At 35.0% G+C, this 15126-nt stretch carries 15 protein-coding genes and 1 tRNA gene; 9 read left to right on the plus strand and 7 right to left on the minus strand.

The window, feature by feature from the left end:
* The first annotated feature begins 1 nt into the window (after position 1).
* The 8 genes from DMB95_RS02960 (at position 2) to DMB95_RS02995 (ending at position 7123) form a co-directional block, all read left to right on the plus strand.
* Positions 2-847 (plus strand): class 1 fructose-bisphosphatase, encoded by an 846-nt coding sequence (locus DMB95_RS02960; RefSeq protein ID WP_142930860.1) that lies wholly within the window; start codon positions 2-4, stop codon positions 845-847.
* Positions 844-1047 carry a hypothetical protein gene (locus DMB95_RS02965; protein ID WP_142930861.1) on the plus strand — a complete coding sequence of 68 codons (204 nt, stop codon included), beginning with the start codon at positions 844-846 and terminating at the stop codon, positions 1045-1047. Before DMB95_RS02960 ends, DMB95_RS02965 begins: the two co-directional genes overlap by 4 nt.
* A 105-nt stretch (positions 1048-1152) precedes the next feature.
* The gene (gene metG / locus DMB95_RS02970) at positions 1153-3039 is read left to right on the plus strand and encodes a methionine--tRNA ligase (protein ID WP_142930862.1); all 1887 of its coding nucleotides are present in this window, start codon (positions 1153-1155) and stop codon (positions 3037-3039) included.
* A complete protein-coding gene (locus DMB95_RS02975; RefSeq protein ID WP_142930863.1) occupies positions 3039-3980 on the plus strand; it encodes a hypothetical protein in 942 nt (313 codons plus the stop codon). Before metG ends, DMB95_RS02975 begins: the two co-directional genes overlap by 1 nt.
* Positions 3981-4054: 74 nt before the next feature.
* Positions 4055-5311: a UDP-N-acetylglucosamine 1-carboxyvinyltransferase gene (murA, locus tag DMB95_RS02980; RefSeq protein WP_137633051.1), complete on the plus strand. Its 1257-nt coding sequence runs from the start codon at positions 4055-4057 to the stop codon at positions 5309-5311.
* On the plus strand, positions 5308-6486 hold the full coding sequence (locus DMB95_RS02985; protein ID WP_142930864.1) for a molybdopterin molybdotransferase MoeA: 1179 nt from the start codon (positions 5308-5310) through the stop codon (positions 6484-6486). Before murA ends, DMB95_RS02985 begins: the two co-directional genes overlap by 4 nt.
* 34 nt (positions 6487-6520) lie before the next feature.
* Positions 6521-6595, plus strand: a tRNA-Gly gene (locus DMB95_RS02990).
* A gap of 105 nt (positions 6596-6700) precedes the next feature.
* Entirely contained in the window at positions 6701-7123 is a 423-nt protein-coding gene (locus DMB95_RS02995; protein ID WP_137633053.1) for a PepSY-like domain-containing protein, read from the plus strand.
* An 84-nt stretch (positions 7124-7207) separates the two neighbouring features.
* On the opposite strand, the gene DMB95_RS03000 is transcribed toward DMB95_RS02995, so the two are convergent.
* Genes DMB95_RS03000 through DMB95_RS03030 form a run of 7 tightly spaced genes read right to left on the minus strand, consistent with a single transcriptional unit; the run spans position 7208 to position 13963 of the window.
* Entirely contained in the window at positions 7208-7498 is a 291-nt protein-coding gene (locus DMB95_RS03000; protein WP_442861443.1) for a hypothetical protein, read from the minus strand.
* Between the two features lie 14 nt (positions 7499-7512).
* Entirely contained in the window at positions 7513-8022 is a 510-nt protein-coding gene (locus DMB95_RS03005; RefSeq protein WP_142930866.1) for a hypothetical protein, read from the minus strand.
* 30 nt (positions 8023-8052) lie between these two features.
* The gene (mog, locus tag DMB95_RS03010) at positions 8053-8586 is read right to left on the minus strand and encodes a molybdopterin adenylyltransferase (RefSeq protein WP_142930867.1); all 534 of its coding nucleotides are present in this window, start codon (positions 8584-8586) and stop codon (positions 8053-8055) included.
* 11 nt (positions 8587-8597) lie between these two features.
* Complete coding sequence (locus tag DMB95_RS03015; RefSeq protein WP_142930868.1) at positions 8598-10211, minus strand: AAA family ATPase; 1614 nt, start codon at positions 10209-10211, stop codon at positions 8598-8600.
* A 2-nt stretch (positions 10212-10213) separates the two neighbouring features.
* Positions 10214-11467, minus strand: coding sequence for a tRNA (N(6)-L-threonylcarbamoyladenosine(37)-C(2))-methylthiotransferase MtaB (mtaB, locus tag DMB95_RS03020; RefSeq protein WP_142930869.1), 1254 nt, complete (start codon positions 11465-11467; stop codon positions 10214-10216).
* Positions 11464-12531, minus strand: coding sequence for a 3-dehydroquinate synthase (gene aroB / locus DMB95_RS03025; RefSeq protein WP_142930870.1), 1068 nt, complete (start codon positions 12529-12531; stop codon positions 11464-11466). The genes mtaB and aroB overlap by 4 nt, the downstream gene beginning before the upstream one ends.
* A 34-nt stretch (positions 12532-12565) precedes the next feature.
* Positions 12566-13963 (minus strand): COG3400 family protein, encoded by a 1398-nt coding sequence (locus DMB95_RS03030; RefSeq protein ID WP_142930871.1) that lies wholly within the window; start codon positions 13961-13963, stop codon positions 12566-12568.
* 33 nt (positions 13964-13996) lie between these two features.
* Here DMB95_RS03030 and tgt point away from each other — a divergent pair, with 33 nt between their 5' ends.
* Positions 13997-15121 carry a tRNA guanosine(34) transglycosylase Tgt gene (gene tgt, locus DMB95_RS03035; RefSeq protein WP_142930872.1) on the plus strand — a complete coding sequence of 375 codons (1125 nt, stop codon included), beginning with the start codon at positions 13997-13999 and terminating at the stop codon, positions 15119-15121.
* Positions 15122-15126: the final 5 nt, after the last annotated feature.

Raw genomic sequence — 15126 nt, forward strand, 5'->3', positions numbered from 1 at the left:
AATGCAAGAGATTATTTCTCATATACAAAAAGCTGTTTTAAACATAGCAAATGAGCTTAAATTCCCAGATACAGGCTATCAAAGCACGCACAATGCAACAGGAGATACCCAACTTAAACTTGATGTTAAAAGTGATATGATTATCACTGAAATTTTAAGTAAGTGCAAAAATATCAAAGCCCTTGTAAGTGAAGAAAAACCAGAAGCCCTTGAGCTAAATACAGAAGCTAAATATATAGTAGCTTATGATCCACTTGATGGCTCATCTTTGCTTGATGTAAATTTTGCAGTTGGCTCTATCTTTGGAATTTATGAGGAAAAAATGAGTGCAAAAAATCTCAAAATGGCTATTTATAGTATATATTCAGCTAGACTTGAGCTTATCATTTGCACTGATATACCTAAACTTTACCGCCTCAATCATAAAAATGAGTTTGAGTATATCAAAGACTTAAAGCTGAGCCAAAAGGGCAAGATCAACGCTACAGGTGGCACACAAAAAAACTGGAGCAAAACTCATGCAAGCTTTATTAAAAGTCTTTTTGACGAGGGTTACCGCTTAAGATATAGTGGGGCTATGGTAAGTGATATACACCAAATTTTATGCAAGGGTGGAGGGCTTTTTAGTTATCCAGCCACTACTGATGCACCAAATGGAAAACTTAGAGCCTTTTTTGAGGTTTTTCCTTTTGCTTATATATGCGAAAAAGCAGGAGGTAAGACAAGCAATGGCATAAATAAAAGCTTACTTGAACTTGAATTTAGCAAGCCTCATTCTACTACGCCTTGTTTTTTTGGCTCAAGTTATGAAATTGACAAGCTTTTAAGCTTTAAGGCAGAACAATGAGTGAAGTGAGTGAAAAAGATTCTTTTGAACTTGAGCTTGAGGAAAAAAAGCAAATTTTACAAAGCTGTCAGCAAGAAAAAAATATGCAAACTTGTTTTGATTGTAAGGAACTTTTTGAATGCCAAATACGAAAAAACTATGTTTTAGCTGTATATAATTCTATGTCAAAAGGCAAAAATGAAGGTGGATTTGACTTTTAAAGCCTTGTTTTATGCTTTATCAAAGCTTAAATTTGCTATACTCTCAAATTTAAAATAAGTAAAAGTAAGCTTATTTTTAAAGCTTGCAAAATTATAAGGAAAAAAATGAGATATTTAACTACTCCTATTTATTATGTTAATGATGCACCTCATTTAGGGCATGCTTATACGACTATCATCGCTGATACCTTGGCAAGATTTTACCGCTTGCAAGGCGAGCAAACGCTTTTTTTAACAGGAACAGATGAACACGGACAAAAGATAGAACAAGCTGCTAAACAAAAAAATTCAAACCCAAAGGCTTATGCTGATAAAATCAGTGCTGAATTTAAAGAGCTTTGGGACGAGTTTAATATCACTTATGATATATACGCACGCACCACAGATGAAAGGCATATAAAATGCGTGCAAGCTATGTTTATAAAGATGTTTGAAAAGGGTGATATTTATAAGGGCACTTATGAGGGGCATTATTGTGTTTCTTGTGAGAGTTTTTTTACTCAAAGCCAACTTCTTGCTAACAATACCTGCCCAGATTGTGGTAAAAATACTCAGCTTGTCAAAGAAGAAAGCTATTTTTTCCGCCTTTCAAAATATGAAAAAGCGATTTTAAAATGGTATGAAGAAGCTGATCCTATCTTACCTAAAAACAAAAAAAATGAACTTATCAACTTCGTGCAAGGTGGCTTAAAAGACCTTTCTATCACAAGGACAAGCTTTGATTGGGGCATAGCTTTACCAAAAGAGATGAATGATGAAAAACATGTGATTTATGTATGGCTTGATGCACTTTTTATCTATCTTTCTAGTCTTGATTATCTTGAAAATGGCAAAAACGCAAAATTTTTTCCAGCCCATATTCATCTTGTAGGTAAGGATATATTGCGTTTTCATGCTGTGTATTGGATCGCTTTTTTAATGAGTGTTGATCTGCCCTTACCTCGTTATATAGGCGCTCATGGTTGGTGGACAAGGGATGGGGAAAAGATGAGTAAAAGCAAAGGCAATGTCATCAAACCAAAAGAATTAAAAGATGCTTATGGTATAGAGCCTATGCGGTATTTTTTACTAAGAGAAATGCCTTTTGGAAATGATGGAGATTTTAACGAAACAGCCTTTATAAACCGCGTTAATTCAGAGCTTTGCAACGAACTTGGCAATCTTTTAAGTCGTATAGTAGGTATGAGTGCAAAATACTCAAATTCAAGCATTCAAAGCGAGGATATAAAAGAATTTTTCACAAGCGAGCTTACACAAACCAAAGAATATCTCTTTAATGCCATAAATTTTTTAGAAAGCGTGCAAACAAGCAGGTATTTAGAAGAGCTTTTTAAGGCTTTAAGCCTTGCAAACTCAAGCATAAGCAAATACGAGCCTTGGAATTTAATCAAAAATGGCGATACAAAAAAAGCAAATGCCCTAGTTGCTTTATGTGCGAACATACTTGCAAAGGTAAGTGTGCTTTTAAGCCCTGCCCTACCACAAAGTTGTGAAAAAATAGCCCTTAGCTTAGGCTTTGCAATAACAAGTGAAAATTATCAAAAACTTATCTTAGACGATGAATTGCTTTCTTTTCAAAGCAAGGCTTGTGAGCCTTTATTTACCAAGATAGAAGAAGCTCGCTTAAAGCCTGCTATACAAGAGCCAATTCAAGAACAAAAAACACAAAAAATAAAAATTGATGATTTTGCAAAGATTGAGATCAAAATAGCCCTTGTTAAAGATTGTCAAAGTATAGAAGGTAGTGAAAAGCTTTTGAAATTTATACTTGAGCTTGAAAATGGCGAGTTAAGACAAGTTCTATCAGGCATAGCTAAATTTTATGAGCCTCAAAGCCTCATTGGCAAGCAAGTATGCCTCTTAAGCAATCTTAAAAAAGCTAAAATTTTTGGGCATGAAAGCGATGGCATGATACTTTCAGCAAAAAGTAAAGATAAGCTTGTGCTTATAAGCCCAGAGCAACTTGTAGAAAACGGCTCTATAGTAGGCTGATGAATATCTCAAATTTAAACGAGCTTTTACAAACTCAAATGCTTAATGAAGGCTCTACTTCAAGCGTAAGTGGCTTTGCTATAAGTTTAAATGAGCTCAAACACGGCTTTGCTTTTTTTTCAAATGATGAAGAAGCTATCAATGAAGCTGTGCAAAAAGGTGCTTTTGCTATCATTAGTGAAAAAAAGCTTTTGCTTAAAGATAAGGAAGTTTTTTATCTTTATTGCGAGGATTTAAGCTTGGCTATCTTAAAGCTCATGCGTTTTATGTGTGAGGAAAAAGAGCTTGAGTTTGTGCTTTGCGAGCCTTTAGCGCTTGATTTTTGCGAGGTATTTTATCTTGAGCGTTTAAGTGGTGAGGTGTTTTTGGACTTTTCAAAACTTATCAATGCAAAGAAAAAAACACTCTTTTTTTGTGATAAAGAACTGTATTTGTTTCGAATTTGTGCGAGTTTTGATACGCTTAAGGCATGCGAATTTACGCTTTTAGAGCATTCAAGCTTGTTTTCTACAAGCTTTATTTGTAAGCAAATGTATTTTAAAAACCTTGCCTTACCTTTTGTATATACTTCTTTTTTTGCGAGCTTTGTAAATTTTATCCTAGAACATAACTTAAGGCTTCACATAAAGGAAAAAAAACTTGATTTTTTGCAAGTTTATTTTATCAATAAAAACAATGAAATTTGTGAATTTGGCTCAAGCTCAAGGGCTTTTTTACTTGCTAAAAATGAGCTTCATTTTGACTTTTTGGCTACGCATTTAAGTAAGGTTAAAGGCTTTAAAACAGCGGCTAAAAATACTCTTTTTTGTGATTTTTCTTATTCAAGTTTAGAGGATTTAAAAGCATATAAAGACTTTAGATATTGCTTGATTTTTGAAAACCAAGAAGAGTTCATAAGCTTTTTTAGCCAAAGCTTGGACATTCAACCAAGCTTATTTTAAATAAAGAAAGTTTAAATTTAGGCAATTTGTCTTAAAAATATGCTAAAATTTTTTATTATCATAAAAGGAAAACGATGCAATACCTTCAAATTCAAGCTTGTGATTATCTAAGTGGAAGTGTAGAGATTAGCGGTGCAAAAAATGCTGCCCTACCCCTTATCGTCTCAAGCATTTTAGCCAAAAATGAAGTGCTTATCCATAATATCCCAGAAGTTGCTGATATCAAAACACTTTTTGTTTTGCTTGAGAATTTAGGGGCTGAGTATGAGCTTAAAAACCACAATGCAAGGATAAACACAAGCAAGCTTAATAACACTAAAGCTGTGTATGATATAGTGCGAAAAATGCGTGCTTCTATACTTACACTTGGACCCTTGCTTGCTCGCTTTCATCAGTGTGAAGTAAGCTTACCCGGAGGTTGTGCTATAGGACAACGCCCAATTGATCTGCATTTGCAAGCCCTTGAAAAAATGGGTGCAAATATCAGCATAAAGCAAGGCTATGTTATGGCAAGTGGCGAGCTTAAAGGAGCTGAGATCATCTTTGATAAGATCACAGTTACAGGCAGTGAAAATATCATCATGGCAGCAAGCCTTGCAAAAGGTAAAACAAGACTCATTAATGTCGCTAAAGAGCCTGAAGTGGTGCAGCTTTGTGAGGTTTTAGTAAATGCTGGACTTGATATAAAAGGCATAGGAAGTGATGAACTTGAGATAATAGGAAGTGATGGCGAGCTTTTAGAGTTTCAAGAATTTAGTGTTATACCAGATAGGATAGAAGCAGGAACTTACCTATGTGCTGCAGCGATTACAAATTCAAAAATTACGATTTGTAAAGCAAATGCAAGTCATTTAAGTGCGGTTTTAGATAAACTCAAACAAATGGGCTTTGGTATAGAGGTGCAAGATGATGCAATCACCATACTTCCAGCCAAAGAAATCAAGCCCGTTGAGATCATTACAAGTGAATATCCGGGCTTTCCAACTGATATGCAAGCGCAATTTATGGCTTTAGCGCTCAAAGCAAATGGCACAAGTATCATTGATGAAAGGCTATTTGAAAACCGCTTTATGCACGCAAGTGAGCTTTTAAGAATGGGAGCTGATATAAGATTAAACGGACATATTGCTACGATCAATGGAGGCAAGGAGCTTAATGGAGCTGATTTGATGGCGACTGATTTAAGGGCAAGTTCAGCTCTCATCTTAGCAGCCCTTGCGGCAAAAGGTGTGAGCCGCGTGCATAGAATTTATCATTTAGATCGTGGTTATGAGAGACTTGAGGAAAAATTCAAAGCCCTTGGAGCAAATATCAAAAGGCTTGAAGAATGAATGATCTTTTTGCCACTTTAAAGCTTTTAGAAAATCATATAAAAGAGCTTTTTAGCTTTGAATATGTAGAGCTTTTTAAGGCAAAAGAAAGAGTGCTTTTTGAAGATATAAAAGCTAGGATTGATACGCCACGTTTTACAAACTCAGCCCTTGATGGCTATGCTTTCAATTATGATGATAAAGATAAGCCCTTACATATAAAAGGAGTGATTTTTGCTGGAGATAAGGCTGAATACGAGCTTAAACCTTGCGAATGCTATAAGATCATGACAGGAGCAAAGCTACCCAAAAATGCTGATACGATTTTAATGATAGAAGATGAGTGCATACAAGAAGGCAAACTTATCATCAAAAATCCACCAAAACGTCTTAATGCCGTGCGTTTTAAAGGCGAGGAATATCAACAAAATGAACCCTTGTTTCAAAAAGGCACGCTTTTAACAAACACTCACTTAGCCCTGCTTGCAAGTCAGGGCATAAGCAAGCTTAAAGTATATAAAAAGCTTCGTGTAGGTGTGCTTTCAAGCGGAAATGAACTAAAAGAGCCTTGGCAAGAAGCTGATGAAAACAGCGTTTATAATACAAACGCTACAAGCATTATAGCCCAGCTTACGCAGCCAAGCATAGAGCTTTCCTATCTTGGCATCATTAAAGATGAGCTTAGTGAGGTAAAAAAGGCTTTGATAAATTGCAACTATGATTTGCTTATAACGAGCGGTGCAGCTAGTGTTGGTGAGGCTGATTTTATGCAAAAAGCCTTAAAAGAGCTTGGCTTTACGCCTATTTTTGAGGGTATAAAGGCTAAATTTATCAAACCAAGTAAGCTTTTTCAAAAAGATAACAAACTTGTCCTTGTTTTACCGGGCAATCCTCTTTCATGCTTTTTAGCTACGCGTTTGATCGTGCCAAAGCTTTTTTCTTTATTTTTTGGCACAATCTTACAAGATAAAAGCTATGAAGCCCTTTTAAGTAAGGACATAGAGCTAAAAAGCGGGCGTAACAACTTCATCTTTGGCAAATTTGAAAATGGTGTTTTTACACCTTATGCTAAAAACTTTGGCTCAAATATGCTTAAGGTTTTACTTGAAAATGAGTATTTGCTTATCAGTGAGCTTGAAAGCTCAAGCCTGGCACAAAATCAAAAGGTAAAAATTGTTAGAATTCTTGACTTTTAAACTTGATTTTTGTATAATCTTACTTTTTAAAAATGCGGGAATAGCTCAGGGGTAGAGCACAACCTTGCCAAGGTTGGGGTCGCGAGTTCGAATCTCGTTTCCCGCTCCATCTTTTTTATTTTTTTGCTTCATTTCACGCATACTTCACAAAGCTTTCACTTTGAATTCACAAAATAAGGCTAGAATTACAGCATAACTTTTTAAAGGAGAAAAAATGAAACTCAAACTAATCTTAGCGAGTTTAACTTGTGGTGCTAGTTTTTTACTAGCTGATATGGTGGTTGCTCCAAATACGCTTCCAGCAAATGCTCAAGGCTTTATCAAGCAGAATTTCCCAGCTGCTCAAATCATGCTCGTAAAAAGAGATCTTGACTCTTTTGATGTAACCTTAAATGATGGCACTGAGATTGACTTCAATATCAACGGACAATGGACAAGCGTTGATGGCAAATACAAAGCTATTCCAACAGGCTTTTTAGGACAAGCTATAGTTTCTAAAGTAAGAGCAGCTCAGCCCAATGCGGTGATTATCGATGTAGATCGTAAAATCGGAGGGTTTAAATTTAAACTTAATAATATGATGGAAGTTTATACTGATATGAATGGCAATGTGCTTGGACAGCAGTTTGACGACTAAAAAAATTGCAAAATCTTTAAATTTACTTTAGAAATAAGAGTGCATATATCCCTGCACTCTCAAACTATCGGCAAAAATTAATTTTTATTTACATCTTTTAAAAAATGTTTTTAAAAAGTGAAATTTACCTTTCTTTTTCTCTGGAATACCTCTTAACAAATTATGTCCTCCATAGTGCTTTTTATCTTTAATGAGAACTTTTTTCTCAAAAGGTATATCCCAATCCTGTGGATAGGCAAAAGATGGATCCAAAAGGATAAAATCCTCTCCTTCTACCTTACTTGCGATATAAGCATTTAGATGACTTTCATCATGCCATAATGCAATGATATTATTATCTAAATCTGTTTGTATATTTTGAGCCAAGGTTTTAATGAGTTCTAAATATGCTAAGCCCCCCCCCCATTAAATGCACCAAAAACATAATATTTGCCTTTGATTTTTCCATAAAATAGATTTTCTTTTTCTTCATCTTGTTCAAATGGTATATATGCTAGACTTTTTTCATTTCTATCGTAAGTAAAATCTTGTGGATTTTTATTATAAAATCCGGGATGATTTACAACGATTAATTGCTCTTTTGTAGGCAAAAATGAAACTTCTTTTAAAAATTCTACATTTGCATTCATAAAAAAGATATAATCAAATTCTTGTAATTCTTTTTCGATTTTTAAAAACATATGAAATCTCATTAAGGTGTTATAAGGCCAGCCAAGATTTTCTTGAAAAATTTTGTGAATTCTTTCATTTTCATGCTCTTGATACAACTCATTTGAGTCTGTAAATACAAAGTATTCTTTTTGACATTCTGGGTGAAAGTATTTTTCACAACTAATAAAAAAATCCTTCCAAAAAATATCATATTTGCCAGTGCAAATATAAAGCATTGCTATTTTCATTAATGTTTCTCCTTTTGTAAAATTTAAATTTTAAGTATTTTTAGGACGAAAAGCCTTGATAATGGCTTCATTTGTATGTATAAAATGAGCTCCTATTAAGTCTAAGCAGTAAGGCACAGCTGGAAAAATAGGCTCTAAACACTCAGCAATAGCCTTTGGATTGCCCGGTAGGTTAATGATGAGTGAGTTTTGGATTATCCCTGCACTTTGACGCGATAAAATCGCTGTTGGGACAAATTTTAAACTTGCTTGACGCATAAGCTCGCCAAAACCCGGTAACATTTTTTCACAAACCGCCTCAGTAGCTTCAGGCGTCACATCTCTTAAAGCAGGTCCAGTTCCACCACAAGTAATGATAAGATCACATTGTGCTTCTTTGCTTAAAAAAAGCAATCTTTCTTTGATAAGCTCAAACTCATCAGCGATAAGCTCGCATATAAACTCACATTCATTTTTGATATAACTTTGAAGCACTTCTTTTACCTTTGGGGTAGCTTTATCTTCATAAATTCCAGCACTTGCCCTATCACTTAAGCTTAAAATTCCTACCTTTATACTATCCATTACCAAGCTCCTTAATGCACTCTCATCACTCTTGCAACATCTTCGCTTTCAAGCTTTTCAAATTCCAAAAGCACATTTGCAAGCTCTAAAATCTTATCTTTCATAGGCTCAAGGTAATTTTGCACTTCTTGTTTTTGATCGCTTAAAGTTTTTTCATCAGCCATATCAAAGCTAAGCATAAAGCCAACAAGCTCTTTTACCTTAAGAAAATCATGCTGTGAGTTGGTGTAGCTTTCATTATAAATAAGCTTCATCGCACACGATCCTGCTAAATGCACTTTGATCTTGTTTAAAAGCTCTGATTTTGATCTGATTTGCTTTTCATACTCTTTAAAACGATCCTCAATGAGGGTAATTTTTTCAAAGCCTACATCAAAATAATACGCACTTAAAGCCTTTGCAGCTTGATAAGTTGCTTGTATCTTTTTCTCATTTTCATCAAAGCTTAAGATTTTCTTTTTACCAACTAAAACCTTGTTTAAAACAGCGAAAAAATCACTCTCCTCAACCAAGCTCGAACCTCTTCTTAAGGCATTAATCGCTGCTTCATTCACCAAAGTTTCAAGCCCTGCTCCGCTAAAACCTACGCTTGCCTTGGCGATATTTTTTAGCTCGACATTATTTTTTTTGTCCTTCATATAAATTTCAAGGATTTTAAGCCTATCTTTAAAGTCTGGCAAAGAAAGAAAAATGCGTCTATCAAAACGACCTGAGCGAAGCAAGGCTGGATCCATAAGCTCGATTTTATTTGTTGCTGCGATAACGATAACGCCGCTATTATCCTCAAAGCCGTCCATTTGGGTCAAGAGCTGATTTAAGGTGCTATCTCGCTCGACATTGCTTACCTCGCCTCTTGCTTTACCAACAGCGTCTATTTCATCGATGAAAATAATACTTGGAGCCATCATTTTAGCTTTATTAAAAAGCTCTCTCACCCTTTTTGCTCCCATTCCTACATAAATTTCAACAAAACTTGAACCACTTTGATAAAAAAATGGCACTCCAGCTTCGCCTGCTACAGCTTTTGCGATCAAGGTTTTACCAACTCCGGGAGGTCCTACCATCAACACGCCCTTTGGCATTTTTATGCCAAATTCTTTGTATTTTTGCGGATTTTTAAGAAAATCCACGATCTCACTAAGCTCACTTTTTTCCTCATCAACCCCAGCTACATCATCAAATTTGATATGAGAGATCACCGGTTTTATACCAGAGTTTGCACTTTCTAAGATAGGATTGCTTTGCGATTCGTTTGGAGGCGAGATAGGAAATCTTTGTATTTGCTTTTTTCGTGAAAAATAAAAAGCTGAAACAAACATAGCTATAAGAGTGATTATTATAAAACTTAAAAAAAATGCTGTATTTTCTTGTCTTACTTCAACAGGCACTTTTTGCAAAAGCTCATCAAGATCAATGCCATCTTTAATAATGGCGTAATTATCATTATTTGCCTTGATAATAATCTCTTTGTCACTAATAACAGCTTTTGTGATAAGATTTTCTTGCAAAAAGCTTTCATAAAGCCTTTTATCAATATATCTTGGCTCATTTTTAAAATAAATAACACCAACAAGCACGCACAATAACGCAAAAGAAAAAATAATGATTTTTTTATTTTTATTCAAATCTAGCCTCCTAAACTGGCTTCATTATATTCAGTTTTGCACTCATACTCATCAAGTATGAGCCAAGTTTTACTCAAGTCTTTTGGGCTGTGAATTTTGATTTTGTTATAAAATTGATCATAGCCTTCAAAAACACCTTCTTTTTGACTCTCCACAAGCACTTCAAGCCTTTTTTTATTGTTTTTTCTAAACTCAAGATTATTATGCTTTACTATATCTTTAAGTGTGTTAAGCCTATCTTTGGCTATGCTACCATTTACTGGCTTTTCATTAAGATTTGCTGAATGTGTATTTGCCCTTGGACTAAAGATAAAAGCGTGGATATGCGTGAGTTTAAAAGCCTTAAAATTTTCTAAAGCTTCAGCCCATACAAGTTCATCTTCGCCCGGGTGTGCCACGATAAAATCCGTGCCTAAGGCAAAGCCTTTATTTGCAAGCATTTCAAAAAGTTCTAAGTCATTTTGAGTGTGTGAGCGTCTGCGCATGATACGCAACATTTTTTCACTTGTGTGCTGTAAGGCTATGTGTAAATGCCGCTCAAGCCAAGTTTCATCTAAAATTTCTTTAAAACTTGCATCAATTTGAGCTGGTTCTAAGCTCCCTAAACGCACTCTTTTTATGCCTGAAACCTGCCCTATTTTTTGCAAAAGCTTACCTAAGCTCGAACCTTGTTTTAAGCCGTAAGAGCCTATATTTGTGCCAGTTAGCACGACTTCATTATACCCATTATTTGCTAGAATTTTAATTTGTTTGAGAATTTCTTCCTCGCTAATACTTCTTGATTTACCACGCACACTAGGGATAATGCAATATGAGCAGGCAAAATCACAACCTTCTTGAATTTTTACAAAAGCCTTAGTATGATTTTCATACTGCGTAACAATGTCTTTGTCGATGAAATTTAAATCCCCAAGTTCAAAAAAGCTTTGTTTAAAGCCTAAAAACTCATTAATCCTTGCTTTATTTGAAGCTCCAAGCACACCAAAGACTTTTTTACTCTCCAAAAGCTCTTTGCCCTTGCTTACTGCTCCACAACCTGTTAGCACCACCTTTATGCCTCTTTGTTTAAGGCTATTTATATAAGCTCTTGTGCCACTATCTGCTCCATTGGTAACCGTGCAAGAATTTATCACGATGATTTGAGCTTCTTTTTCATCTTGAGTGATTTCATAGTCTTTGACATAGCTTTTTAAAAGCTCGGTATCATAGATATTTGTTCTACAACCAAAGGTTTTGAAAAACACCTTTTCTCTCAAGCCTTATCCTTTGTGAATTCAGCCAAAACTTCCAAAATCAGCTCTTTTTTAATATCATTTTTAATCACAGCCCTACCCAAGCCTTGAGGCAGGATAAAATGAAGTTTTGCGTTTAAGCTTTTTTTATCAAGGAAAAAAGCCTCATAAAACTTATTGATATCTTTTATCTTATATTGTGTTGGAAGTTTGAATTTATGCAAGAGTTTTTCTACTTTTTTGCATTCTTCTTCGCTTAAAAAGCCAAGCTTTAAAGCAAGGTGATTTGCCATATTTATGCCTATAGCTACAGCTTCGCCGTGTAAAAAAGTCTTGTATTGCGTTTGATTTTCTATAACATGAGCAAAGGTGTGTCCGTAATTTAAAAGCATTCTTAAATCATTTTCTTTTTCATCTTTTGAGACTATATCAGCTTTTAATTTTACGCTTTCAAAGATGATTTGAGCATAAATTGCATCATCTAAGCTTTTATCAAAAAAAGCATTTTCATCAAGCTTTTCTATAAATTCAAGTTTTTTCTCATCAAAAGTAATCGCCATTTTGATAAACTCAGCCATTCCAGCACTCAGCTCTCTTTGGGGCAGGGTTTTTAAAAACTCACTCTCACAATACACAGCACGAGGCTGATAAAATGAGCCGATGAGATTTTTCCCAAAGGCATTATTTACTCCTGTTTTTCCGCCCACAGCTGCATCAACCATAGCCAAAAGCGTGGTGGGAACATTGATAAAATCTATACCTCTTTGATAAATGCTTGCCCCAAAGCCCACTATATCGCTAATCACACCTCCACCAAATGCGATGAGCGTGCTTTTTCGGTCAAGTTTAGAGATAAAAAGCTGATTTAAAAGCTCTTCTATGCTTTGTAAATTCTTATACTGCTCCCCATCTTTAAGCGTAATGATAAAGACTTCATCAGCTTTAAGCCTTGAAAGCAAGCTTTGTAAGTGAAGTCCGGCTATTTTTGCATTACTCACCACAGCAACTTTGCCTTTGAATTCAAGCTTTTTAAGCTCATTTACACTGACTTCATAAGAGTTTTTTTCTAAATCTACTTTTATATTCATCATTTTGCCTTTTTTGAATAAATTTTAACCAAATTTAACTAATTGGTATAAAAAGTTGATAATTTTTATTCATTTTTGCGTATAAGACATTAAAATCTGTGCTTAAAAAGGTGCTTAAACGAGAGCTTGTTAGCTCTTTTTTAAAGCTCACAAACTGCAAAATATCATTGTTTAAACTGAGCTCTAAAAGAGGATTTTTGCTAGTGTCGTTGATGATTTTAATCTCTTTGTTATAAAGCTTTGAAAGACTTTGAAAGTGTTCTACAACTTGTTTTGAATCATCATTTGGTTTGTAGTGATACAGCTTTACTGAAAGCCCAAGCTGCTTACTTAGATCAATCATCACATTTGCCTGAGTTTCAAGCTCGGCTTCATTTGAGTTTAAAATCACAGCCTCGCTTAACTCTTCAAAGCTTCTTTCTCCTGTTTTAAGTATAGGAATTTTAAGCTCAAAAAACTGCTTTTTCTTCCTTTCAAAATGAAGCAAATCAGTAACAATCACACCTATATCATTACCCTCTAAAAGTGCTGGAATAGACTTAAAATCAGTATTTTTGTAATCAAGTTCTATGCTAACACTATTTTTGTCATTGTGCTTGAGTTTTTCATAAATTTCATTTAAACGAGGGTTGATTACGCGGATGATAAGCTTCTTTGAATTTGTTTTTGAATGAAAAAACAAGGCTGTTTTTAAGAAATTTTCAAGCTCAGCTTCGCTTTTATCTTTCATATCCATTAAGGCAAGGATATTACTCCCAAAAGGGCTTGGAAACTGCCCTCTTCCTCGCTTGATATTGTGATACACACCTTGCAAGACGCTAGGATCGCCAACAAGGAGTATAGAATCATTTGGCATAAGCATGGTTGAAGCATTGACAAAAATAAACTTTGAATTCCTATACAGCAGGGCGATTCGCCACCTTTTTTGTCCTATAGAGCCTACATGTCTATATGCAAAGATACTATCAGCTGGAATTTTTACCTCCATAATCTCGCCTGTGTTAAGCCCTATGTTTTGAGCGACTAAGGCTACATCGGGTAAAAATCCTAGCAAGTGATTACTTAAAATCGCCCTTAAATCAATCAAATCACAATGCTCATCACTTACGCTAAGTCCCCAAAAGTCCATCAAAACGATATCTTGTTCTTTGCTAAAAGCTCTGATATTTTCATAAGTGTTTTTTGTATCAAACTCATCTTGTAAAAAAATAAAAATTTGGGAAAAATTACTCAACAAAAGCTTATTAAGCTTGCTTGAGCTCGTAGGATCAAATTTTACAAAGTCTATATTTTCACCCTTTGTGATAACGCTGATTGTTTCGTCATTGTAGTATAAAATCGTATAAAAAAAATTCAAAGCTTTTTGCAAACAAAGCCTTTCTAAGAAATATTTTGCTAAACTTCCATCAACGATAAATAAAATTTTATCCATATATACTCCAAAATAAAAAGGATATTATAGCAAATGGAATTTAAAATAAAGCATAAATCTCAAAACGCAAGAGTATGCGAGCTTAAAACTGCTCATTCAAGCTTTTTAACGCCTATTTTTATGCCTGTAGGCACGCAAGCAGCGGTTAAAAGCCTTGACGCGCTTGATCTTAAAGACATACTTAATGCTCAAATCATACTTGCAAACACTTATCATCTTTATTTGCGTCCGGGTTCAAAGCTGGTGAAAGAATTTGGCGGTTTGCATGGTTTTACTGGCTTTGATCGCTCTTTTTTAACTGATAGTGGAGGTTTTCAAGCCTTTTCTTTGAGTAAAAACTCAAAGCCTGATGAAAATGGGATTAGATTTAAAAGCCATATTGATGGAAGTTTGCATTTTTTTACCCCTCAAAGTGTGCTTGATACGCAATATGATTTAAATTCTGATATTATGATGATTTTAGATGATTTAGTGGCTTTACCTGCAAGTAAAGAACGTATAGATTTATCCGTGCAAAGGACTATAAAATGGGCTAAAGAAGCCATCAAGTATCATCTAGCTCAAAAAGCAAAAGGCAAGGCACAGACAAATAATATCTTTGGCATTATCCAAGGAGGCACTGATTTTGAGGCAAGAAAAACCTGTGCCAAAGCACTTTGTGAGCTTGAATTTGATGGACTTGCTATAGGAGGACTCAGCGTTGGTGAAGAAAATGCCTTGATGTATGATACAGTTGAAGCGATGATGCCTTTTGTTGATGAAAAGCGTCCGAGGTATTTAATGGGAGTTGGCACGCCTGAAGATTTGGTGGAAAATATAGAACGAGGCGTGGATATGTTTGATTGTGTGATGCCAACACGAAATGCAAGAAATGGCACGCTTTTTACAAGCTTTGGCAAGCTTAATATCAAAAAGGCTGAGTTTATAAACGATCATGAGCCCATAGATAAAAAATGTGCTTGCTATGCTTGCACGCATTTTAGCAGAGCTTATTTAAATCATCTTTTTAGGGCAAAAGAACTAAGCTTTTTTAGACTGGCAAGCTTACACAATCTACATTTTTACCTAGAGCTTGTAAAAAATGCAAGAGAGGCTATACTTAAGGATAAATTTAGTGAATTTAAGAAAGAATTTTACGCTCAAAGAACTCGTATATAGGTGGA

The organism is Campylobacter sp. MIT 12-8780 (genome assembly GCF_006864535.1).
Lineage (GTDB): Bacteria > Campylobacterota > Campylobacteria > Campylobacterales > Campylobacteraceae > Campylobacter_D.

Bases quoted from the DNA above. Each gene is read 5' to 3' on its own strand.
- DMB95_RS02960 (WP_142930860.1), top strand. From the start codon at position 2: ATGCAAGAGATTATTTCTCATATACAAAAAGCTGTTTTAAACATAGCA.
- DMB95_RS02965 (WP_142930861.1), top strand. From the start codon at position 844: ATGAGTGAAGTGAGTGAAAAAGATTCTTTTGAACTTGAGCTTGAGGAA.
- metG (WP_142930862.1), top strand. From the start codon at position 1,153: ATGAGATATTTAACTACTCCTATTTATTATGTTAATGATGCACCTCAT.
- DMB95_RS02975 (WP_142930863.1), top strand. From the start codon at position 3,039: ATGAATATCTCAAATTTAAACGAGCTTTTACAAACTCAAATGCTTAAT.
- murA (WP_137633051.1), top strand. From the start codon at position 4,055: ATGCAATACCTTCAAATTCAAGCTTGTGATTATCTAAGTGGAAGTGTA.
- DMB95_RS02985 (WP_142930864.1), top strand. From the start codon at position 5,308: ATGAATGATCTTTTTGCCACTTTAAAGCTTTTAGAAAATCATATAAAA.
- DMB95_RS02995 (WP_137633053.1), top strand. From the start codon at position 6,701: ATGAAACTCAAACTAATCTTAGCGAGTTTAACTTGTGGTGCTAGTTTT.
- DMB95_RS03005 (WP_142930866.1), bottom strand. From the start codon at position 8,022: ATGAAAATAGCAATGCTTTATATTTGCACTGGCAAATATGATATTTTT.
- mog (WP_142930867.1), bottom strand. From the start codon at position 8,586: ATGGATAGTATAAAGGTAGGAATTTTAAGCTTAAGTGATAGGGCAAGT.
- aroB (WP_142930870.1), bottom strand. From the start codon at position 12,531: ATGAATATAAAAGTAGATTTAGAAAAAAACTCTTATGAAGTCAGTGTA.
- DMB95_RS03030 (WP_142930871.1), bottom strand. From the start codon at position 13,963: ATGGATAAAATTTTATTTATCGTTGATGGAAGTTTAGCAAAATATTTC.
- tgt (WP_142930872.1), top strand. From the start codon at position 13,997: ATGGAATTTAAAATAAAGCATAAATCTCAAAACGCAAGAGTATGCGAG.